Source organism: Pedobacter sp. PLR (assembly GCF_026239675.1).
In the GTDB taxonomy this organism is placed as follows: Bacteria; Bacteroidota; Bacteroidia; order Sphingobacteriales; family Sphingobacteriaceae; genus Pedobacter.
Genome location: NZ_JAPIVQ010000002.1, coordinates 550,398 through 570,011, shown reverse-complemented (window position 1 = coordinate 570,011; position 19,614 = coordinate 550,398). Strand labels below are relative to the sequence as shown.

The following is a 19,614-nucleotide window of genomic DNA, read 5'->3' as shown; positions in this document are numbered from 1 at the left end:
AAGGCCCTGGAGTAGTTCCTACCTCTTTTTATGCGGGTGTTAACACGCTTCCCTGCGAACTGTTTTTATCCGGGTAAATGGTGATTTTAAATTAAATACCTTTAAACACTTCCGAAAGCAATTGATAAGAGTTCAATCTTGCCTGATGATCGTAAATATGAGAAGTCGCCATAATCTCGTCTACCTGAGTCTGATCGAGAAACTGCTGAAGATCGTTCGCAATTGTCTCTTTAGTCCCTGTAAAAGTACAAGCCAACATCTGTCCGGCCTGCTCCTCTTCATATTCTGTCCACACTTCATCCATACTATCGACAGGAGGCTGTAAAAGCATACGTTTGCCAGTCACAATACCTCTGAACAACTGGTATAAAGAAGTTGCAATTTTATTAGCTTCTGCATCAGTATCCGCAGCCACCACATTAACGCAAGCCAATACGTAAGGTTCTTTTAAATACTCCGAAGGTTTAAAGTTTTGTCTGTAAATCTGAATGGCCGTCATGAACTGTGCGGGGGCAAAATGACTCGCAAAAGCATATGGTAAGCCTAGTGCAGCAGCCAAACGGGCACTATCGGTACTGGAACCAAGGATCCAGATCGGTATATCTAAACCTTCGCCGGGAATTGCTCTAACAGTGCTATTACAGTTTTCCGCAGAAAAATAAGCCTGAAGTTTCAATACATCCTGAGGAAAGCTATTGGCAGCATTCATTCTTTCGCCACGAATCGCCATTGCGGTAACCTGATCTGTACCAGGCGCTCTTCCTAATCCGAGGTCAATTCTACCCGGATATAAAGATTCCAGCGTACCAAACTGCTCAGCAATCACCAATGGAGAATGGTTAGGCAGCATAATCCCACCAGAACCTACTCTGATCGTCTTGGTTGCACCCGCAATATGTCCGATCACTACAGAAGTGGCAGAACTTGCCACACTAATCATATTGTGATGTTCGGCTAACCAGTATCGGTGATAGCCCCAGCTTTCCGCATGTTGCGCAAGGTCTGCACTATTTTTAAAAGTATCAGCAGGAGTTTTCCCCTCTATAACAGTCGCCAGATCCAATACTGAATATGGAATGGAAGTCAGTTCTTTCTTCATGTGAATTAAATAGACACAAAAGTACAACCAAATTGCTTCCGATATCAGCTGACTTGTGTGTTATGACTTTCAATTCACAAGTGGAGTTTAAGCCTCATCCTTTGCGAGCGTAGAGCCCCTCTCTATAAGATTTGATGAAATCTGTAATTTCGTTGTGGAGACCATATCCAACGGATTTCCTTTTATTTGGGCGAGTAAAAGATCAATCCCATATTTTGCGATTTGATAAACCGGCTGTTGAATCGTGGTAATTCCGGGAGGATAAAGACTAAAAATCTCCGTATCATCGAAACTGATGAAGGCCAGATCCTGAGGAATGCGCAAGTCCAGCTCTTTTACGCTGATAAGGCCCATTACCCCTAGATAATTAGTGGTAAACAGAATTGCGTCCATTGCTGGATGTGCTGCTATAAAAGATTTAATTTGCTGAATCCCGGCTGCTTTATCCGTCAGATAAGGCACTTTACAGATCAATTCCTTATCTTCTGTTATTCCATTCCTTCTCAATGCACCTTGATAGCCCATTAAACGTTCCTGCAATTGAACCAAATCCAGGTCTGAGGTCACCAAACCAATATTCCTATAGCCTCCTGTAATAAAACAACTGACCGCTTTATCCACGCTGTTATAATTGTCGACCAATACATGAGGGATGTTTAGTTCCGGGAAATACCCATCCACCAACACCACAGGCTTACCCTGATCAATAAGTTTCTGTACCTCGTCTTCCAACCCTTTTAAAGGAGTAATGATATAGCCGTCGACCAATTGTTGCGTCAGCATCCGGATCACATCCTTCCCTTTCTGAACATTATTATCTGTGCTGCAATAAATAATACGGTAGCCGGATTTTTCAGCCTCCGCCTCAATCACCTTACTCATTTCGCCGAAAAAAGGACCGCCAATGTTCTCCACCACCAGACCGATCACTTTAGACACGCCGGTACGCAGGCCGATAGCCATCCGATTGGGTTCATAACCTATCTCTTTGGCCGTATCCAGAATTTTCTTGCTGATTTCTTTACTAATATGCCCTTTGCCATTTAAAACAAATGAAACAGTAGTAATGGAAGTGTTGGTCAGTTTTGCGATGTCTTTAATAGAAACCTTTTTGCTCATCGTATTTATCATTAAAACCCCCTGTTATTTTTTATCATGACAAATTTCAGTGGATGAAAAGAATGATAAAATCTAAGGCTATGATAAATAACGCAAAAAAATCTATAAAACAAGAAAGCTCCAGATTTCTCTGAAGCTTTTGAAGTGGTGTGGGCCGGGATCGAACCGGCGACACAAGGATTTTCAGTCCTTTGCTCTACCGACTGAGCTACCGCACCGTTTTTAACATCTTGTCCCGTTGTTTGGGATTGCAAATGTAGGGTCTTTTTTTGAAAAACAAAATATTTTTTGAAAATACTTAAAGAAGTATAGGGCTTTAATTAAAAAAATGAGCCTAACCATTTATAAACTAGCGGCATCCGTTGGATAATGAATTTTTAAAAAAAAAGATGATTTGCTCATTCAGGCTTAACCTTCCTTTGTATATGAGTTCGACATCCGTTCGGATTGCACTTAAGATTGCTCCATATTTACAAGGACCTATCAGGGATTCATAAAATCTGACTACATCCCGAACGTTTGTTGAACTCATCCCGAAGGCAGCCTAAGCTATCAATATATTTTATGAGAATCCCGAAATAGCTAAAATCGAAATTTGAAAAGGGTATAAAACAAGAAAGCTCCAGATTCCTCTGAAGCTTTTGAAGTGGTGTGGGCCGGGATCGAACCGGCGACACAAGGATTTTCAGTCCTTTGCTCTACCGACTGAGCTACCGCACCGTTTAATAATCTTGTCCCTTATTTGGGATTGCAAATGTAGCATCTTTTTTTGTAAATCAAATATAAATCTTCTTTTTTTTATTTAAAAGCCAATAAACTTGCTTTTTATGCTTGCATAGTAATTTGTTTTGCGGTATTTCTTTTAACTTAGCAACACTATATCAGAATCAGAAAAATGGTGTTACAAATCCTATTTATAGCAATCACGCTGGCAGCAGTAGCCTTGTTCAGTTATAATTTAAAGAAAGTGATCCGCAACATCCGCATAGGAAAAGCGGCAGACCGAACTGATCAACCTCAAAAAAGGTTCATGACGATGGTCAAAGTAGCCCTCGGACAAACAAAAATGTTCTTCCGTCCGGTTCCTGCATTTCTCCATTTAATCGTCTACGCAGGCTTCATCATCATCAATATTGAAGTATTAGAGATCATGATCGACGGAGTTTTCGGTACTCACCGGATTTTTGGTGGTCTTGGTCCTGTCTACAACTTCTTAATTGGTTCTTTTGAAATCCTGGCTTTAGGCGTATGGCTGGGCTGCGTGGTGTTCCTGATCCGAAGAAACGTGCTCAAATTAAAAAGATTCAGTGGTGTCGAAATGACCAGCTGGCCCAGATCTGATGCCAACTATATCCTGATCACAGAGATCTTATTGATGACTGCCTTCTTATTAATGAACGCAGCAGATACAAAATTACAGGCTATGGGTGCCTCACATTATACGGCAGCAGGATCTTTTCCGGTGAGCCAATACCTCTCTAACCTTTTACCGAATTCGGAAGGAGCGCTTATTGCAATAGAAAGAGGCTGCTGGTGGTTCCACATCATCGGAATTTTAGCCTTCCTGAATTACCTACCCTACTCGAAACACTTCCATATCCTGTTTGCTTTTCCAAATACTTATTTCTCCAATCTGGAGCCTAAGGGGGAATTCACCAATATGCAGAGTGTTACCAATGAGGTCAAAGCAATGCTGGATCCTTCATTCAGCCCTCCGGAAGCTGAGGCAGGTAAGTTTGGCGCTAAAGATGTGAACGATCTGAGCTGGGTGAACCTGATGAATGCATATACCTGTACTGAATGTGGCAGATGTACTTCGGTATGTCCGGCAAACATCACCGGAAAGTTATTGTCTCCAAGAAAAATCATGATGGATACCCGCGACCGTTTAGAGGAAGTAGGAAAAAATATAGATAAAACCGGAAACGGGTTTGATGATGGAAAGTCATTGATTGACTCGTATATCAGCAGAGAAGAAATATGGGCCTGTACTAGCTGTAATGCCTGTACACAAGCCTGTCCAATCAACATTGACCCATTGTCTATCATTACCGAACTGAGAAGATATGCAGTGATGGAAGAGTCGCAGGCTCCGGCCAGCATCAATGCCATGCTGGGTAACATTGAAAACAATGGTGCACCATGGAAATACTCTCCGGCAGACAGGTTGAACTGGGCCAAAGAAAGTTAATCAAAATATTAAATCTGATATTGAGCTAAGATGAGCGAGCAACTAAATTTTGAAGTGCCTACAATGGCAGAAATGATAGCGAAAGGCGAAGAACCGGAAATCCTTTTTTGGGTAGGTTGTGCAGGTAGTTATGATGAAAGAGCGCAAAAGACCACTCGTGATATATGTAAAATCCTACACCATGTAGGTATCAAATATGCCGTTCTGGGAACGGAAGAAAGTTGTACCGGAGATCCGGCGAAACGCGCAGGGAATGAATTCCTGTTCCAGATGCAGGCCATGACCAATATAGAGGTCCTGAATGGCTACAATATCAAAAAGATTGTAACCGGATGCCCGCATTGCTTCAATACCATTAAAAACGAGTACCCGGGATTAGGTGGTAGTTACGAAGTGATTCACCATACTCAACTGATACAGGACCTGATCAACGATGGAAAACTCAAAGCAGAAGGCGGAGAGAGTTTCAAAGGTAAAAAGATCACTTACCATGACCCTTGCTATTTAGGTCGTGGAAACGATGTATATGAGGCCCCACGTAAGGCACTGGAAGTGCTTGATGCACAATTGGTGGAAATGAAACGCTGTAAGTCTAATGGATTATGCTGTGGTGCCGGTGGTGCACAGATGTTCAAAGAGCCTGAAAAAGGAAATAAAGACATCAATATCGAAAGAATTGAAGAGGCTTTGGAAACCCAGCCACAGGTAATTGCAGCTTCTTGTCCTTTCTGCATGACCATGCTTAGTGATGGCGTTAAAATGAAAGATCAGGATAAAAATGTACAGGTGTTAGACATTGCAGAAATCACGGCCAGAGCGAATGGCTTATAATCAACTTTCTATTGCCTCTTTAAATTCAGGCAGTAATGGCAATTGCTATTATGTGGGCAACGACGAGGATGCGATTCTTGTAGATGCCGGACTATCTTGCCGGGAGACAGAAAAGAGAATGTCAAGATTAGGTTTGAGCATGGATAAAGTGAGAGCGATTTTTATTTCTCATGAGCATACCGACCATATCAAAGGGCTGTCCGTGATTTCTAAAAAGTTCAATTTACCGGTGTACCTTACCACAGGCACTTTAAATGGCTGTAAGTTTGACCTTAGAACCGATTTAATCAGACCTTTACCAGCTCATCAGGCTATTGTTGTGGGAAACCTATCCATCATTGGTTTCCCTAAAATACATGATGCTTCGGAACCTTATAGCTTTATGGTTTCCTATGGGGAGACTAATATCGGTGTCTTTACGGATCTTGGAGCCGTTTGTGAACAGTTGACGCATTATTTTCAAAAGTGTCATGCTGCTTTTCTGGAAGCTAATTACGATGATGATTTATTGAGTAAAAGCGCTTATCCTTATTTCCTAAAGCAAAGAATCAGCGGAGGAAGAGGTCACTTGTCCAACAAACAGGCATTGGAGTTGTTTACAGCGCATAAACCCGCGTTCATGAGTCACTTACTCCTTTCACATCTTTCAAAAGATAATAACTGTCCGGATCTGGTAGCTAACCTGTTTAAGGAACACGCCAGGGAGACAGAGATTATTGTGGCCTCCAGGTATGTAGAAACCCCAGTATACACTATTTCTGAACCTGTAGCTGTTGGTTCATTTTAATCAGCCGCGAGGAGAGTTCTGATAAATCCTGTGCTTCGATTTTTTTGGTGGGGATGACCATAAAAGAAGCCATGCTGTCTACATCTCCATCCTTTTTATCATTATACGTTTGTACGATTACATCCTCGCCTTTGGTGAGGAAAAACAACCTTCCTGTGGTGTCCGTCCCGGCATAATCTAAACTTTTAAATTTCATGAGGTTAAAAGAGAAATACTCCACTTTTCCGCTGGCAAAAAAACGTTTATAACGACAGAACCCACTGTTGGTAACATTAAGTTCGTACCGCGTGACTTCCTGATTTTCCGCAGTATGGTCGTACAACTCAGTCAGCTTTTTCTGAAGATAAACAAGTTCCTCATCCAGAAAGGATTGCACCTTGAAAGCCATAAAAATCAGGCATGATAATACCCAGAGGCATATTTTCAAGTTTAATGTAAACTTTTTCATCATGATCACGTTTTAGAGAAATCAATTTAAATAAATTACTAAATTTGAGGTATGTCTTTTTCTCCACAATCAAAAGTTTGGGTATACCAAAGCAACCGTCCATTTACGGAAACTGAAGCCAATACCATTCAGCAAAAACTGAATGATTTTACGGCACAATGGAAAGCGCATGGCCATCAGTTAGCAGCCAAAGCATCCGTACTTTATAACTTCTTTATTGTATTTACAGTAGATGAAGCCAATGCAGGCGCAACGGGATGTTCTATTGATGCTTCCGTAAGGGTAGTAAAAGAAATCGAACAGGAATACGGGATTGATCTTTTCAACAGGTTCAACATGGCTTATAAGATCGAAGATCAGATCATTGTAACCAATAAAGAAGATTTTGAAACACTGGTGAGTATTAAGAAGGTCACTCCGGAGACGATTGTTTTCAACAATATGGTACAGACTCTGGAAGAATTCCAAACGAAATGGGAAGTTCCTTTTGAACAAAGCTGGCATAGCAAGGTGTTTGCACACTTGCTATAACCAACAAATAAAATATAATGATCCACCACCCGGTTTTAATTAACGGGTGGTTTTTTATTTATAGATGAATACTTCTATTTTTCCATCCGCAGTAACGGTACCACGATACATGCCTGCGGTATTGAAAGGCATAGCGACATGTCCTTGCTGATCCATCGCAATTAAACCACCATCACCACCCATTTTACCGACCTTTTCCATTGCTGCCTTTGAAGCCTCGGCCACGGTCATCTTTTTATATTCCATCATGGCTGAAATATCATAGGCTACCACATTTCTGATGTAGAACTCTCCCCAACCGGTACATGAAATTCCTGCAGTAGCATTGTTCGCATAAGTACCTGCGCCTATAATAGGAGAATCTCCTACCCTGCCGTATTTTTTATTGGTCATGCCACCTGTAGAAGTTCCGGCAGCAAGATTCCCTGCTTTATCCAGGGCTACAGCACCAACGGTACCGAATTTATAGTCTTTGTTCAGAGTACCTAATTTCTCTGTCTTCTTATTGCCATGATCCAGCACCGTCTTTACAGAATCCTGTTGAATGGCTTTTTCTAAGCCTTCCCAACGTTCTTTGGTGAAGAAATATTTTGGGTCTACAATTTCTAATTTCGCTTGTTTTGCGAAAGCTTCGGCACCAGGCCCTACCATCATGACATGCTCAGATTTCTCCATCACTGCTCTTGCAGCACTGATCGGATTTTTAATGACGGTTACGCCGGCAACTGCACCGGCCATCAATGTTTTGCCATCCATTACTGCAGCATCCATTTCATTTCTGCCATCATGGGTAAACACAGCCCCTTTTCCTGCATTGAATAAAGGGGAATCTTCCATCACATGAATGGCTGTTTCTACTGCATCCAGACTTGATTTACCCGATTTAATGGCTTCATAACCGGCCCGTAGTGATTTGGTTAAATCCGCTATATAAGCTGCTTCCTTTTCCGGGGTCATGTTCTTTTTCAGGATGGTTCCAGCACCGCCATGAATCACCATTACATATTTCTGTTGTCCATAAACTGTACTGCAAAAAAGGAGCAGTAAGCAGGATAACAGGTAGTTTGTTTTAAATCTCTTCATGTTTATTAACGTATTTAATGGGTGATTCACATGGTAATTTATAGCACCTCTGGTATTTTATGACGGCAAAGACAGTCTAAAAATCAAGTGGACCTAACCTGCGCATGTTCTTCATGATCAGGTATTGTCTATGGCGAATATAAGGTGTAGCGTGTTTTGGGGACCAGCGGATTGGATTAGGGAAGCAAGCTGCGATCAATGCGGCCTGTGCTCTGCTCAATTTCCGGCAAGACTTTCCGTAATAAGCCTGTGAGGCTGCTTCTGCACCATAAATCCCATCCCCCATCTCTATTACATTGAGGTAAACTTCCAGAATTCGTTCTTTACTCCACAAAATTTCAATGAGTAGGGTAAAGTAAGCTTCAAAACCTTTACGAACCCAGGAACGGCCAGGCCATAGGAATACATTTTTTGCGGTTTGCTGAGAAATGGTACTCCCTCCTTTGATCTTTTTGCCTTTCTTATTACCAGCAAAGGCTTTTTCTATAGCTTTAACATCAAAACCGATATGTTTCAGAAAAAGCTGATCTTCGGCAGATACCGCAGCTCTTTTCATATTGTCGGAAATCTCGTCAAAGTCCACCCAGTCCTTTTCCATTTTATAAGGCTTACCGGCAGCTTTACGCTCAATATTCCTTTGGACCATTAATAAGGTGATAGGCGGATTCACAAAGCGGTAAAACAGCACCCACAGTACAGAAACCATCAAAAACCACAGGAATACTTTGGTGATGATGCTGGTAATCTTTTTAAATAAAGGGGATTTAGTTTTATTGGGAGTACGTTTCTTTGTTGCCATTACCCAAAGGTAATAAGATTGGGCAATTCCATATCTGTTGGTTGGAAAAAATGGCAATAAAAAAAGGGCTCTGATGAATCAGAACCCTTTTTTATATCGTGTAGATAAGATTACTCAGCTACTACTGCGAAAGGAACTTTAACTTTCACTTCTTTGTGTAAGTTTAAGTTAGCGATATATTCACCAACAAATTTAGGCTCAGTTTCGAAAGTAATACGGCGACGATCAACATCAAAACCTTGTTGTTTTAATGCGTCAGAAATCATGATAGTGTTTACTGCACCAAAAATCTTTCCTGTTTCACCAGCTTTAGCACCGATAGTTAACTTCACATCTACTAAACGTGCAGCGATACCATCAGCATCTTTCTTAATTTTATCTTGTTTAAAAGCAGCTTGTTTCAAGTTTTCTGCTAATACTTTTTTCGCTGAAGGAGTAGCCAACTGACCAAATCCTTGTGGGATTAAGTAGTTACGACCGTATCCTGGCTTTACATTAACGATATCGTCTTTCTCCCCTAGGGATTTGATATCTTGTTTTAAAATAATTTCCATTTCTCAGCTCCTATTTTAATTGGTCAGCAACAAAAGGTAACAAACCAATATGACGTGAGCGTTTTACCGCTTGTGCCACTTTGCGTTGGAATTTCAATGAAGTACCGGTTAAACGGCGAGGTAAAATTTTACCTTGATCATTGATGAACTTTAACAAAAAGTTTGCGTCTTTGTAATCAATATATTTAATTCCGTTCTTTTTGAAACGGCAATATTTTTTTCTGTTATCGTCCACTTTTGGAGCAGTAACATATTGTATTTGATCTTTAGCCATTATCCTGCAACCTCCTCTTTCTTAGGTTTTTTGTTAAAAGCACCACTGCGTTTCTTCTCATTATACGCAACCGCATGACGATCTAATCTAATGGTAAGGAAACGTAGAACACGCTCATCACGTTTTAGTTCTAATTCCAATTTACTTACTAATTCACCTGAAGATTTATACTCTGTAAGGTGGAAGAATCCGCTTGCTTTCTTTTCAATCGGATACGCTAATTTTCTCAAACCCCAATTGTCCTCTTGAACAATCTCGGCTCCGCTATCAGTGATGATTTTGCTGAATTTGGCTAATGCCTCTTTAGCAACCTCTTCTGATAACAACGGGGTTAGAACGATAACAGTTTCGTACTGATTCATTGTTATGATTAATTTATGTTTATTTCCCGCATTAAATACGGGGACGCAAATGTAGCAATAAATTATTAAAAATCAAATGCCTTATCCGGTAGTCAGCAGATAATTAGCTGGATATCCTAAACTGAAGTCCGAAAGATACCTGTTAAAAAGGTCGGTTAACCAGAGATTGCTGATCGGTCATGACAAGGATTGAGTAATGCAGCCAGCACAGATTATAAATGTAACCTCGATAAGTTGTCCCAAAAACACGATTTTAACCCCTGACTTTAAAAAACATAATAATCTAAGTCTCAGTACTTGTTCATTTTATTTTCCAACAAATCCCTTCTCCTCCATAAAAAATTTATAATTTCGTTGTCGAATGGAGAATTTTATAGTTTCAGCCCGTAAATACCGTCCGGCAACGTTTGAAACCGTTGTTGGTCAACATCACATTACAGGTACGCTTAAAAATGCCATCAAGAATAATCAACTGGCTCAGGCCTTTTTATTCTGTGGGCCGAGGGGAGTAGGTAAAACAACTTGTGCAAGGATTCTTGCTAAAACAATCAATTGTACCAATCTGACTCCTGAACAGGAAGCTTGTGGCACCTGCGATTCCTGCGTTTCTTTTCAAACCGGTCATTCTTTTAACTTTCATGAATTAGATGCGGCTTCAAACAACTCTGTTGATGATATCCGTAGTCTGATTGAACAGGTCCGCATTCCGCCACAAGCCGGAAAATATAAGATCTATATCATTGATGAGGTTCACATGCTTTCCGCAAATGCATTTAATGCTTTCCTGAAAACATTAGAGGAACCACCATCTTATGCTATATTTATATTAGCGACTACAGAAAAGCATAAGATCCTTCCAACGATCCTTTCCCGCTGTCAGATTTTTGACTTCAACAGGATTCAGGTGGATGATATTTCCAACTTACTGAATAAAATTGCAGAACGTGAAAGTATCAGTGTAGAAGCAGATGGTCTACATATTATTGCGCAAAAGGCAGACGGTGGATTAAGGGATGCCCTTTCCATGTTTGACCAGATTGTGAGTTATACCAATAAGAACGTAACTTATAAATCAGTAATTGATAACCTGAATATCCTGGATTATGATTACTATTTTAAGCTGACTCAGTATTTGCTAACCGCTGATGTGAGTAATGCGCTGATCCTTTTTGATGAAATCCTGAACAACGGTTTTGACGGAAATAACTTTATCAACGGACTAGCCAGTCACCTTAGGAATCTACTGGTAGCAAAAGATCCACAGACCACGAAATTACTCGAGGTAAGTGAAAATATTAAACAAAAGTATATCAGTCAAAGTCAGCAGACACCTGTTTCTTTTGTCCTTACCGCATTAAACCTTGCTAATCAGTGCGACCTGATTTATAAGAACAGCAAGAACCAGCGACTTCAGGTTGAACTGGCACTGATAAAAATGTGTCATATTCCATCAGTCCTGCAACTTGCCCAACAACCTTTCCAAAACGCTGCAACTGATCAAAATCAGATTAAAAAAAAAACTAATGTAAGTCCGCCGGCAGCAGCTCCAACTACTGCCGCAGCACAAGCTCCTTCGTCTTCATCGGTACCGGCGCTGGCGCCATCTGCCGACAATTTACCTCAGGCAATTGAACCTGCGCCAAAACCTATTCCGGCAGCAGCGGTAAGTGCACCGGTAAAATCGGTAACCGCCCCTACTGCAAAGATCGCGCTAACTCAAAAAATCAATCTAAACGGGAGCAATACGACAGGAACATTCATCCCTTCTTTAACGGATCTGAATGCGAAATCTGGTGGTGTAGACAGCGATGAACCAAAATATATCAGTGGAGATTCCAGAGATTCCTTTTCGGAAGAACAGCTATTGAGCTTGTGGAATCAGTATGCAGAAGAGGCAAAAACAGCAGGAAAGATCAATATCTACACCCTGATGATTGGCGCAGAACCTCAGCTGGAAGGCACAGAAGTGATCGTCGCGAAGGTGGAGCATAAGCTTCAGGAAGCTCTTTTACAGGAAGAAATGGTAGATCTGATGAATTTCATCAGACCGAGACTAAAAAACTTTAACGTTTCCGTGAAAACTATTCAGGCGGCACGCGAAGTGGTGAACCGACTTTATACCAGCACAGAGAAGTATCAGTTTCTATTAGATAAGAACCCGAAGTTAGAGGAGTTACGCCGTAAGTTTAACCTTGACGTAAACCCTTAATTTTCTTAGTCGTTTCCGGAACATCATTGATGGGATAGCCCTCTTCATCCAGGTCTTCACGTTCGTCTTCGGGTGTTCTTGCCAGTAACTCATCTTCGGCAGCTAACGCAACAATTTCCCCATAATCGATATGCATACCTGCTTCTTCGAGGTTTTCGCCTATTTGTTCGTCATCATTGTACTCAGATCCAATATAAGGATTCGACTCGTCGTACGAGGAATTACTGTCCTCACCATTGGGCGCAGAAGTATCATATGGCAATGGATGATCATATTCTTTCTCCGGGCCTTTCACATCATACACAAAACTGTTTTTGTTCCTATCGTAAGTTAAATTATCAAAGTCTTTGGTCTCGCCCAAGTCTGTGGGATGAAGTTTATCCTTTTTTTCGGTACTCATAATGATCTGGTTATATCATCATAACGTTACAAAATTTTAATTGTTTTTGGATATTTCCAGAAAATGAGGCTTTAACCTCAAAATTCATAGCTATGTTAATTCAACCATTAAAATTTATATTCAGGCGATGTCTGTACAGAAAATTAAAGTACCCAACCAGCTGTAGCCTTAGATGACAGCAATTGATAGGAATCTACAGGCGAAAATAGCTTAATCTTGAAATTAAGATTAACAGAAGTCCTGATAACAATATCACTTACAAAATAGCCATTACCACATCGTTTTCTTTGGGTATAAATTATAGCTTTGTTTACGATGAGAACATTTTTAGCGGCATCGCTGGCATTACTTTCTTTTTCTGCTGTCGCCCAACAGCAGGACACGACAAACAGATTAAAAGAGGTAGAAATCAGGCCTTACTTTTCTACGCAACCTTTATTAAGGGCTACCGGATCTATTGGTTTGATTGACCGGTCTCTGCTTGAAAAACAAGCCGGAGGCTCTTTTGTCGCTGCCATGAACACTGTTCCTGGGATCCGCATGGAAGAACGCTCTCCAGGTAGTTACCGTTTATCCATTCGCGGAAGTTTACTCCGCTCCCCTTTCGGGATCAGAAATGTAAAAATCTATTTTGATGAATTCCCTTTAACAGATGCCGGAGGGAACAGTTACCTGAACGCCTTAGATGTTGCTGCCCTAAACCGCATCCAGATCCTGAAAGGACCGCAAGGAAGCCTTTTTGGTGCAAACTCCGGAGGAGTGGTACTGATTCAATCACCACAACCTGCCACAGACAGTATCCCTGCAACATTAAGACTGGAAGCTGGTTCCTATGGCAGCTTTCGCCAAAGTCTATCAGCCGGACAGCAGTTCAAGAAATACAGCATTAACATTACCCAGGCCTACCAGCGTAGTGATGGTTACCGCGACCATAGCAATATGGACCGCAAATATTTCCAGGTATCACAACAACTCGACTACAGTAAGCAAAACAAGCTGAAAGCATTGATTTTTTATTCAGATTTACATTACAATACACCAGGAGGATTAAATGCAGCACAATACCTTGATCGCCCAACTGCTTCCAGACCTGCTGCAGGTCCGATAAAAAGCGCCATTGAGCAAAAGGCAGGAATTTACAGCAATACTTTGTTCGGTGGACTGTCCAACGACTGGGTCATCAATAATCACTTTAAGCATGTCATTTCCATCTTCTCTTCTTATACCGACTTCAAGAACCCTTTCATCACGAATTATGAAAAAAGGAAAGAGCTGACTTTAGGTCTACGCTCCTATCTGGAATATCAGAAACAAACCACCATGTTCAATTACCGGTTCAACATCGGATTGGAAAGCTCGCAAACCTCTTCCGATATTGTCAATTACAACAATAACCTGGGGAAACCGGCCGAACTTAAGGCCAGTGACGAATTAAAAGCCGCGTCAAACTTTGGCTTTGTCCATTTGAACATCGATTTCCTAAATAAATGGCTATTGGAATTATCTGCAAGTGGTAATTTATACCAATACACCTATCAGAGTATTGCTCCTGTGGCCAGTGTTAAAAAAACCAACCGCTTTGATTTTCAGGTGATGCCAAGGATCGCCTTGTCTTATTTACTAAGTCCGGAGTTTTCTTTGCGTACTGCGCTCAGCAAAGGCTACTCTCCACCAACAATAGCAGAAATAAGGGCCTCAAACCAGGTCATCAATGTGGACCTGCAACCCGAAGCCGGATGGAATCATGAAATAGGCATTCGTTACCAAACTCCTGACCATAGGTTCAATATTGACCTGACCGGATTTTATTACCGCCTTCAAAATGCCATCGTCAGACGCTTAGACCAAAATGAAAATGAGTATTTCATCAATGCCGGAGGCACCAAACAATGGGGACTTGAAAGTTCCTTTGCTATATGGATTGTTCCAGCTAATCCTTCAAAATTCATCCGTGGTTTACAATTTTATAATGCCTTTACCTTAAGTGATTTCAAGTTTGATCATTATGCAGATAATGCTGCTGATTATTCCGGAAATCAGTTAACAGGTGTTCCAAAGCAAGTGTTGATCAACAGTATTGACCTCCGGTTCCCTGGAAAATGGTCCTTATTTGCACAACACAATTATACCTCCAGCTTACCGTTAAATGATGCCAATACCGTTTACGCAAAAAAGTACCATCTGATTCAAGCCAGATTAAGCTGGAAAGCACTAAAAACCGGTAATTTCCCATTAGAAATATTTGCGGGGGCAGACAACCTTTTAAACACAAAATACAGCCTTGGCAACGACTTAAATGCAATGAGTGGACGCTATTATAATGCCGCCGCAGGCAGAAACTACTATGCCGGTCTCTCCCTGCAATTGAGACGAAACTAAACATTTCGGGCTATTGCCCGAAATGCAGCTTATATTTATGCCTATGTTTTTTGTGCATCTACTTGTTAGGCGTCTGTTTGCGTGACCAGCTCCATGTGATTCACAAAGATCTCCGTGCTGGACCGCTGATCTCCCTGCTTATCGGTATAGCTTTGTGTTTTTAAGCTCCCTTCAATGCTTAACCCTACTCCTTTCTTAATGAGTAATTCTGCAAGCTCGGCTTTCTTATTCCAAAACACGAGGCTAATCCATTGCGTCTGACAAACGGCCTCTCCGCTTTGGTTCTTATAGAACTCATTAATGGCCATGCTTACTCTGGCGACTTTTCGCTCTCCGGCAAGACTAACAACTACGGGGTCTGCTCCTGCATGGCCTGTCAGGGAAACAGTGTTTCTAAAATTCTTCATCTTCTACAAATTAAATCATTGGTTAATGAACAGTAACCGCTCTGATTACCGACCTGACTAACTACCATATTATTTTAAAGACTACCAAGTTTTTAATGCTAATATTTAAAGTATTATTAATATTATTTCTCCACAATAAACAAACAGATGCTAAAAATACACGCAAAGCATTGTAAAATTCATTACATTCACATTTATTTCCTCTATAAATACAGGAGATAATTAATATATTAGTCATCAAAGCGCCAAATACATGTATAGAAACCTCATTTCCCTGCTTCTCCTCATTTTTATATGTTGCACTAATTACAGTGCATTTGCGAAGAAAAAAAAGATTCTGGTATTCTGTAAAACCTCAGGATTTCACCATTCTTCCATTAAAGAAGGGGTTATTGCCTTACAAAAACTTGCGGTCGCGCATAAATTCATAGCGGATACGACTACTGATGCTCAAAAGTTCAATCCGGCGAATTTAAAACAGTATGTGGCGGTTGTATTTTTGAATACCACCGGCGATGTATTGAATCCTCAGCAGGAAAAAGCATTTGAAGCTTACATCAAATCAGGTGGCGGTTTTGTGGGCGTACATGCAGCTACAGATACGGAATTTGACTGGCCATGGTACGGAAAATTGGTGGGTGCTTATTTTGTAAAACACCCTGCGCAGCAGTTCGCAGACTTAAAAGTCATCAATGCTAAAACAATTGCTACTGCGCATTTACCCGAAACCTGGAACAGAAAAGACGAGTGGTATAATTTTAAAGACATTTCCCCTGATATCAACATCCTGCTAAACATTGATGAAAACAGTTATAAGGGCGGTAGTAATGGCGCAAATCATCCCATGGCCTGGTACCACGATTTTGAAGGTGGACGGGCTTTCTACACTGGATTAGGGCATACTGCGGAATCTTATACTGATCCTTTATTCTTACAACACTTATGGGCTGGTATGCAATACGCCATGGGAATCAAAAAAATGCTACTTTAAGGAGGTTGGTGATACGTGTTTAGGATGCTTCCTTTTTCTAAAGAGCGGCTTTGCCGGATACTGACGATGTCTCATATTATTGAAAACTAAAGCAACTGCAAACAGGATCATAACCCCGGTAAACACCGGCGACAAAACATATAAATAGCCCATTTCCTTGATTTTCGCACCACCGGTTACCGCGATTAATGCTGTTGCTCCACCTGGAGGATGTAGCGTCTTGGTGATCTGCATAGCTACAATAGAAAGAGAAACCGCTAAAGCACCTGCAATCCAGACTTCATTGGGAATGATTTTCAAGACTGTTACCCCAATGATTGCACAGATCACGTGGCCACCGATCAGGTTTCTAGGCTGTGCAAGCGGGCTATTAATAATTCCATAAATCAATACAGAAGAAGCACCAAATGAACCAATCATAAATAAATTGTCATTTGCTACCATGTATTGGCTATTCAATAGTCCAATTAAACCAATCCCTACAAAGGAACCGATAAAAGTTAGCACATGCTCTTTTGCATCAATTAAAGTTTCCCGATACAATACGTATCTCGCTCTTCGGTAATGTTTTCTTATAATTTTTCCTGGCATCTTAATCTATATTCGCGACAAAAATACCACAATCCCATTTGAAAATCCAGTAATCCAATAGTCATGATTTTAATAAATGGCTCTCCAATGAAAAGAACAACAAAATCCCACAAAAAAACCTTCCCCTTATTTCCAGCCTGAGCTAAAATCCAGAGAAAGGTTTTTATTGATGAGGGTTAGCGACCGAAATAAATCTGCTTATCCCGGCATTAGTAACCTGCGGTAAACCTTTGTTTTAAATGTTTAGGTTGTTCCAGTTCATCAACGATAGCTACTGCTAAATCCTGTACAGAAAGTGAACTTCTTCCGGCTTCATCGAATATCGGACTCTCGCTACCTAAACGATATTGGCCGGTACGCCCGGTCGTAATTCCAGGATGCATTTCTATGGCCGGACTAAAAAAGGTCCAGTCTAATTCAGTTTCTTTTTTGATGGTATTAAGATAATCTCTGGCTGCTGTTGCTCCTGCTTTATAATCAGCTGGAAAATCAGGACCGTCCACCAGTTGATTGTCGTTAATAAATAAACTTCCGGCACCACCGATCACAATTAAACGTGACACTCCAGCATCCTTTACCGCTTTCTGAATGGCTTCTGAACCTGCAATAAAATCTTCGTAAAGATTTGGGTTAGTCCAACCTGCATTAAAAGCACTAATTACTGCATCAGATCCTTTAATCGCCTCCGATAATTCAGCTTTATTTAATACATCGACTGCTTTCACAGTCAGCTGCGCATTGTTTTCTTTTACATTAGCCACTGTCCTTACAATTCCTGTCACCTGGTGACCTCGGTTTAACAGTTCGGTTAATAAATGTGAGCCTACAAAACCACTTGCTCCAATTAATGATACTTTCATGTTTTCTATTTTATTTAGTTTTTAATGATAATCTAAGCGCCATATTGTAATGTTATTTGTTACAGTTATGGATAAAAAAAATCAAATGAACTGTTTGCTAAAATCAGCCAGTGTTTTCTTAGACAATTCCTGAATTAAAACCTGTTCTGTGCTGTCATATAAAGCGTTTAAATGATGGTTGATTTGTTTACCTACGGGACAATGTGGATTAGGATCATTTTTAGATACCCCCAACAAATTATTTTGCCTTACCGAGGTATAAACCTGGTCCAAGGTAATATTGTTTGCTGATTTTGCCAGAAAACTACCGCCATTTTTACCTTCTTTACTTTCTACAAAACCCTGATTTCTAAGGTTAATCAATTCCTTTCTTACCAAAACAGGGTTGATATTGATGCTTCCCGCGATATAATCTGAAGACAACAACTCCCCCTTTGCTTTTTCCAGCAGAGTCAGGATGTGTAAAGAAATAGCGAATCTTGCGTTGTTCATTCTGTAATTATTTTTATTACAGTACAAAGGTAAATGAATAATTGTTATTTCCAAAAAATATTTTGGAACCATACATAAGTTTAACTTTACGGCATCTACAGTTGAACCATGAAACACCCAATTTCTCCATTATATCTTTTCCGTCTCTTTTTGCTAATGCTCCATCTAACTGTTCTGGCTGCTTGCCAAAGGCCTGGTAAGGCTGACACCGCTTTCTACTACTGGAAACAGACTTTCTCTCTCGACAAACCACAACAGGAGCTACTTCAAAAAGTAGCAGGGCATAAATTATACCTTCGTTTCTTTGACATTAAATGGGATGAAAAAGCAAACCGTGCATACCCTGAGGCGGTCATTAACTTTAAGCAAAAAATAAATGCGCAGCTTACACCAGTAGTTTTCATTACCAATCAAACTTTTGAAAAATTGAGTCTGCCGGGAATAGATAGCCTCGCTGCGCATAGTCATAAATTAATAACGAAATTGGCCAGCTCCCAAAATCTCCAATACGAACAGGTGCAATTTGACTGCGACTGGAATCTGAGTACAAAAGATAAGTACTTTCATTTTCTGAAAACTTTCAAAGCAATCAGTAATAAAAAGCTGGAAGCCACGATCAGGTTACATCAGATCAAATACCAAATCAAAACCGGTGTTCCTCCTGTAGACCGCGGCATCCTGATGTTCTATAATATGGGTAAGATTTCCGCAAAACCCGGGGATCCAAACTCCATTTATAATGCAAAAGATGCAGAAACCTATATCAGTCATCTTCCTAAATATCTTTTGCCACTAGATATTGCCTTGCCCCTCTTCTCCTGGTCTATCCACATTAGAGATGGTAAAGTCATCCAGGTATATGGCAAAATCGGGAAATCCATCTTGTCAGATCAAAATAACTTCGACCCTACCTCCCATAAAAATGTCTTTAAAGCGCGCAGAAGTTTTTTCACTGAAGGGGTTTATGTCAAAACAGATGACCTTTTCAAATTGGAAGAAACAGATAAGCAACTTTTAGACGAGGCGGCCGGACAATTGGCCAGACATTTGAGCAAAGATGAGAAACGCGCTATTATCTATTATGAAATCGGAAACCTCGACCCCGCTATGTTTAAAGCCAAAGATCTTCAAGAAATATCTGCAAGATTTTAAGCCCCCTTTCTCATCCATTCGTACCTTTAGCCCATTAAATATTGAAAAGCATTAC

The 19,614-nt window shown here is 40.6% G+C and carries 21 protein-coding genes and 2 tRNA genes; 8 read left to right on the top strand and 15 right to left on the bottom strand.

What is annotated here, in order from left to right; translation table 11 throughout:
- Nucleotides 1-91 precede the first annotated feature (91 nt).
- From OQX61_RS06125 to OQX61_RS06110, 4 genes are all read right to left on the bottom strand, one after another.
- The gene (locus OQX61_RS06125) at nucleotides 92-1,099 is read right to left on the bottom strand and encodes an LLM class flavin-dependent oxidoreductase (RefSeq protein ID WP_265840770.1); all 1,008 of its coding nucleotides are present in this window, start codon (nucleotides 1,097-1,099) and stop codon (nucleotides 92-94) included.
- 87 nt (nucleotides 1,100-1,186) lie between these two features.
- Entirely contained in the window at nucleotides 1,187-2,218 is a 1,032-nt protein-coding gene (locus tag OQX61_RS06120) for a LacI family DNA-binding transcriptional regulator (protein ID WP_265840769.1), read from the bottom strand.
- Nucleotides 2,219-2,363: 145 nt separating this feature from the next.
- Nucleotides 2,364-2,436: transfer RNA gene (locus OQX61_RS06115), tRNA-Phe, on the bottom strand.
- Between the two features lie 429 nt (nucleotides 2,437-2,865).
- Nucleotides 2,866-2,938 (bottom strand) — tRNA-Phe (locus tag OQX61_RS06110).
- A gap of 175 nt (nucleotides 2,939-3,113) precedes the next feature.
- Here OQX61_RS06110 and OQX61_RS06105 point away from each other — a divergent pair.
- Genes OQX61_RS06105 through OQX61_RS06095 form a run of 3 tightly spaced genes read left to right on the top strand, consistent with a single transcriptional unit; the run spans nucleotide 3,114 to nucleotide 6,027 of the window.
- Nucleotides 3,114-4,409, top strand: coding sequence for a 4Fe-4S dicluster domain-containing protein (locus tag OQX61_RS06105; protein WP_265840768.1), 1,296 nt, complete (start codon nucleotides 3,114-3,116; stop codon nucleotides 4,407-4,409).
- Nucleotides 4,410-4,439: 30 nt separating this feature from the next.
- On the top strand, nucleotides 4,440-5,240 hold the full coding sequence (locus OQX61_RS06100) for a (Fe-S)-binding protein (protein ID WP_265840767.1): 801 nt from the start codon (nucleotides 4,440-4,442) through the stop codon (nucleotides 5,238-5,240).
- Nucleotides 5,230-6,027, top strand: coding sequence for an MBL fold metallo-hydrolase (locus OQX61_RS06095; protein ID WP_265840766.1), 798 nt, complete (start codon nucleotides 5,230-5,232; stop codon nucleotides 6,025-6,027). Before OQX61_RS06100 ends, OQX61_RS06095 begins: the two co-directional genes overlap by 11 nt.
- On the opposite strand, the gene OQX61_RS06090 is transcribed toward OQX61_RS06095, so the two are convergent.
- Complete coding sequence (locus OQX61_RS06090; protein ID WP_265840765.1) at nucleotides 5,993-6,478, bottom strand: hypothetical protein; 486 nt, start codon at nucleotides 6,476-6,478, stop codon at nucleotides 5,993-5,995. The two genes, OQX61_RS06095 and OQX61_RS06090, sit on opposite strands and share 35 nt — an antisense overlap.
- A gap of 48 nt (nucleotides 6,479-6,526) precedes the next feature.
- Here OQX61_RS06090 and OQX61_RS06085 point away from each other — a divergent pair, with 48 nt between their 5' ends.
- The gene (locus OQX61_RS06085; protein WP_265840764.1) at nucleotides 6,527-7,006 is read left to right on the top strand and encodes an ABC transporter ATPase; all 480 of its coding nucleotides are present in this window, start codon (nucleotides 6,527-6,529) and stop codon (nucleotides 7,004-7,006) included.
- A gap of 54 nt (nucleotides 7,007-7,060) precedes the next feature.
- Here the strand turns inward: OQX61_RS06085 and OQX61_RS06080 are convergent, their stop codons facing one another.
- From OQX61_RS06080 to rpsF, 5 genes are all read right to left on the bottom strand, one after another.
- A complete protein-coding gene (locus tag OQX61_RS06080; RefSeq protein WP_265840763.1) occupies nucleotides 7,061-8,089 on the bottom strand; it encodes an isoaspartyl peptidase/L-asparaginase in 1,029 nt (342 codons plus the stop codon).
- 76 nt (nucleotides 8,090-8,165) lie between these two features.
- Nucleotides 8,166-8,888 (bottom strand): monofunctional biosynthetic peptidoglycan transglycosylase, encoded by a 723-nt coding sequence (mtgA, locus tag OQX61_RS06075; protein ID WP_265840762.1) that lies wholly within the window; start codon nucleotides 8,886-8,888, stop codon nucleotides 8,166-8,168.
- Between the two features lie 110 nt (nucleotides 8,889-8,998).
- On the bottom strand, nucleotides 8,999-9,442 hold the full coding sequence (gene rplI / locus OQX61_RS06070; protein ID WP_265840761.1) for a 50S ribosomal protein L9: 444 nt from the start codon (nucleotides 9,440-9,442) through the stop codon (nucleotides 8,999-9,001).
- Nucleotides 9,443-9,452: 10 nt separating this feature from the next.
- On the bottom strand, nucleotides 9,453-9,716 hold the full coding sequence (gene rpsR, locus OQX61_RS06065) for a 30S ribosomal protein S18 (RefSeq protein WP_008244392.1): 264 nt from the start codon (nucleotides 9,714-9,716) through the stop codon (nucleotides 9,453-9,455).
- Complete coding sequence (rpsF, locus tag OQX61_RS06060; RefSeq protein ID WP_062550348.1) at nucleotides 9,716-10,078, bottom strand: 30S ribosomal protein S6; 363 nt, start codon at nucleotides 10,076-10,078, stop codon at nucleotides 9,716-9,718. Before rpsF ends, rpsR begins: the two co-directional genes overlap by 1 nt.
- 361 nt (nucleotides 10,079-10,439) lie before the next feature.
- On the opposite strand from rpsF, the gene OQX61_RS06055 reads away from it, so the two are divergent.
- Entirely contained in the window at nucleotides 10,440-12,287 is a 1,848-nt protein-coding gene (locus OQX61_RS06055) for a DNA polymerase III subunit gamma/tau (protein WP_265840760.1), read from the top strand.
- On the opposite strand, the gene OQX61_RS06050 is transcribed toward OQX61_RS06055, so the two are convergent.
- Entirely contained in the window at nucleotides 12,265-12,687 is a 423-nt protein-coding gene (locus OQX61_RS06050) for a hypothetical protein (RefSeq protein WP_265840759.1), read from the bottom strand. The two genes, OQX61_RS06055 and OQX61_RS06050, sit on opposite strands and share 23 nt — an antisense overlap.
- A 315-nt stretch (nucleotides 12,688-13,002) precedes the next feature.
- Between OQX61_RS06050 and OQX61_RS06045 the strand changes: the two genes are divergently transcribed.
- Nucleotides 13,003-15,066 carry a TonB-dependent receptor gene (locus OQX61_RS06045; protein ID WP_265840758.1) on the top strand — a complete coding sequence of 688 codons (2,064 nt, stop codon included), beginning with the start codon at nucleotides 13,003-13,005 and terminating at the stop codon, nucleotides 15,064-15,066.
- A 65-nt stretch (nucleotides 15,067-15,131) separates the two neighbouring features.
- Here OQX61_RS06045 and ssb read toward each other — a convergent pair whose 3' ends face one another.
- Nucleotides 15,132-15,473 (bottom strand): single-stranded DNA-binding protein, encoded by a 342-nt coding sequence (ssb, locus tag OQX61_RS06040; protein ID WP_265840757.1) that lies wholly within the window; start codon nucleotides 15,471-15,473, stop codon nucleotides 15,132-15,134.
- 253 nt (nucleotides 15,474-15,726) lie between these two features.
- On the opposite strand from ssb, the gene OQX61_RS06035 reads away from it, so the two are divergent.
- On the top strand, nucleotides 15,727-16,464 hold the full coding sequence (locus OQX61_RS06035) for a ThuA domain-containing protein (protein WP_265840756.1): 738 nt from the start codon (nucleotides 15,727-15,729) through the stop codon (nucleotides 16,462-16,464).
- Here OQX61_RS06035 and OQX61_RS06030 read toward each other — a convergent pair.
- The 3 genes from OQX61_RS06030 to OQX61_RS06020 all read right to left on the bottom strand — a co-directional run bounded on the left by OQX61_RS06030 (nucleotide 16,456) and on the right by OQX61_RS06020 (nucleotide 18,407).
- Nucleotides 16,456-17,055 (bottom strand): HPP family protein, encoded by a 600-nt coding sequence (locus OQX61_RS06030; RefSeq protein WP_265840755.1) that lies wholly within the window; start codon nucleotides 17,053-17,055, stop codon nucleotides 16,456-16,458. The genes OQX61_RS06035 and OQX61_RS06030 overlap by 9 nt on opposite strands.
- Before the next feature lie 209 nt (nucleotides 17,056-17,264).
- Nucleotides 17,265-17,915, bottom strand: coding sequence for an NAD(P)H-binding protein (locus OQX61_RS06025; RefSeq protein WP_265840754.1), 651 nt, complete (start codon nucleotides 17,913-17,915; stop codon nucleotides 17,265-17,267).
- 81 nt (nucleotides 17,916-17,996) lie between these two features.
- Entirely contained in the window at nucleotides 17,997-18,407 is a 411-nt protein-coding gene (locus OQX61_RS06020) for an Rrf2 family transcriptional regulator (protein WP_265840753.1), read from the bottom strand.
- A 108-nt stretch (nucleotides 18,408-18,515) separates the two neighbouring features.
- Between OQX61_RS06020 and OQX61_RS06015 the strand changes: the two genes are divergently transcribed.
- Nucleotides 18,516-19,559 (top strand): hypothetical protein, encoded by a 1,044-nt coding sequence (locus OQX61_RS06015; RefSeq protein WP_265840752.1) that lies wholly within the window; start codon nucleotides 18,516-18,518, stop codon nucleotides 19,557-19,559.
- Nucleotides 19,560-19,614 lie beyond the last annotated feature (55 nt).

What these genes read in the sequence shown, in the direction of transcription:
- OQX61_RS06055 (WP_265840760.1), top strand. Translation starts at nt 10,440, where the DNA reads ATGGAGAATTTTATAGTTTCAGCCCGTAAATACCGTCCGGCAACGTTT.
- OQX61_RS06125 (WP_265840770.1), bottom strand. Translation starts at nt 1,099, where the DNA reads ATGAAGAAAGAACTGACTTCCATTCCATATTCAGTATTGGATCTGGCG.
- OQX61_RS06035 (WP_265840756.1), top strand. Translation starts at nt 15,727, where the DNA reads ATGTATAGAAACCTCATTTCCCTGCTTCTCCTCATTTTTATATGTTGC.
- OQX61_RS06085 (WP_265840764.1), top strand. Translation starts at nt 6,527, where the DNA reads ATGTCTTTTTCTCCACAATCAAAAGTTTGGGTATACCAAAGCAACCGT.
- OQX61_RS06020 (WP_265840753.1), bottom strand. Translation starts at nt 18,407, where the DNA reads ATGAACAACGCAAGATTCGCTATTTCTTTACACATCCTGACTCTGCTG.
- OQX61_RS06100 (WP_265840767.1), top strand. Translation starts at nt 4,440, where the DNA reads ATGAGCGAGCAACTAAATTTTGAAGTGCCTACAATGGCAGAAATGATA.
- OQX61_RS06120 (WP_265840769.1), bottom strand. Translation starts at nt 2,218, where the DNA reads ATGAGCAAAAAGGTTTCTATTAAAGACATCGCAAAACTGACCAACACT.
- OQX61_RS06080 (WP_265840763.1), bottom strand. Translation starts at nt 8,089, where the DNA reads ATGAAGAGATTTAAAACAAACTACCTGTTATCCTGCTTACTGCTCCTT.
- rplI (WP_265840761.1), bottom strand. Translation starts at nt 9,442, where the DNA reads ATGGAAATTATTTTAAAACAAGATATCAAATCCCTAGGGGAGAAAGAC.
- OQX61_RS06090 (WP_265840765.1), bottom strand. Translation starts at nt 6,478, where the DNA reads ATGATGAAAAAGTTTACATTAAACTTGAAAATATGCCTCTGGGTATTA.
- OQX61_RS06025 (WP_265840754.1), bottom strand. Translation starts at nt 17,915, where the DNA reads ATGAAAGTATCATTAATTGGAGCAAGTGGTTTTGTAGGCTCACATTTA.
- OQX61_RS06015 (WP_265840752.1), top strand. Translation starts at nt 18,516, where the DNA reads ATGAAACACCCAATTTCTCCATTATATCTTTTCCGTCTCTTTTTGCTA.
- OQX61_RS06095 (WP_265840766.1), top strand. Translation starts at nt 5,230, where the DNA reads ATGGCTTATAATCAACTTTCTATTGCCTCTTTAAATTCAGGCAGTAAT.
- OQX61_RS06105 (WP_265840768.1), top strand. Translation starts at nt 3,114, where the DNA reads ATGGTGTTACAAATCCTATTTATAGCAATCACGCTGGCAGCAGTAGCC.
- OQX61_RS06045 (WP_265840758.1), top strand. Translation starts at nt 13,003, where the DNA reads ATGAGAACATTTTTAGCGGCATCGCTGGCATTACTTTCTTTTTCTGCT.
- ssb (WP_265840757.1), bottom strand. Translation starts at nt 15,473, where the DNA reads ATGAAGAATTTTAGAAACACTGTTTCCCTGACAGGCCATGCAGGAGCA.
- rpsR (WP_008244392.1), bottom strand. Translation starts at nt 9,716, where the DNA reads ATGGCTAAAGATCAAATACAATATGTTACTGCTCCAAAAGTGGACGAT.
- mtgA (WP_265840762.1), bottom strand. Translation starts at nt 8,888, where the DNA reads ATGGCAACAAAGAAACGTACTCCCAATAAAACTAAATCCCCTTTATTT.
- OQX61_RS06050 (WP_265840759.1), bottom strand. Translation starts at nt 12,687, where the DNA reads ATGAGTACCGAAAAAAAGGATAAACTTCATCCCACAGACTTGGGCGAG.
- OQX61_RS06030 (WP_265840755.1), bottom strand. Translation starts at nt 17,055, where the DNA reads ATGCCAGGAAAAATTATAAGAAAACATTACCGAAGAGCGAGATACGTA.
- rpsF (WP_062550348.1), bottom strand. Translation starts at nt 10,078, where the DNA reads ATGAATCAGTACGAAACTGTTATCGTTCTAACCCCGTTGTTATCAGAA.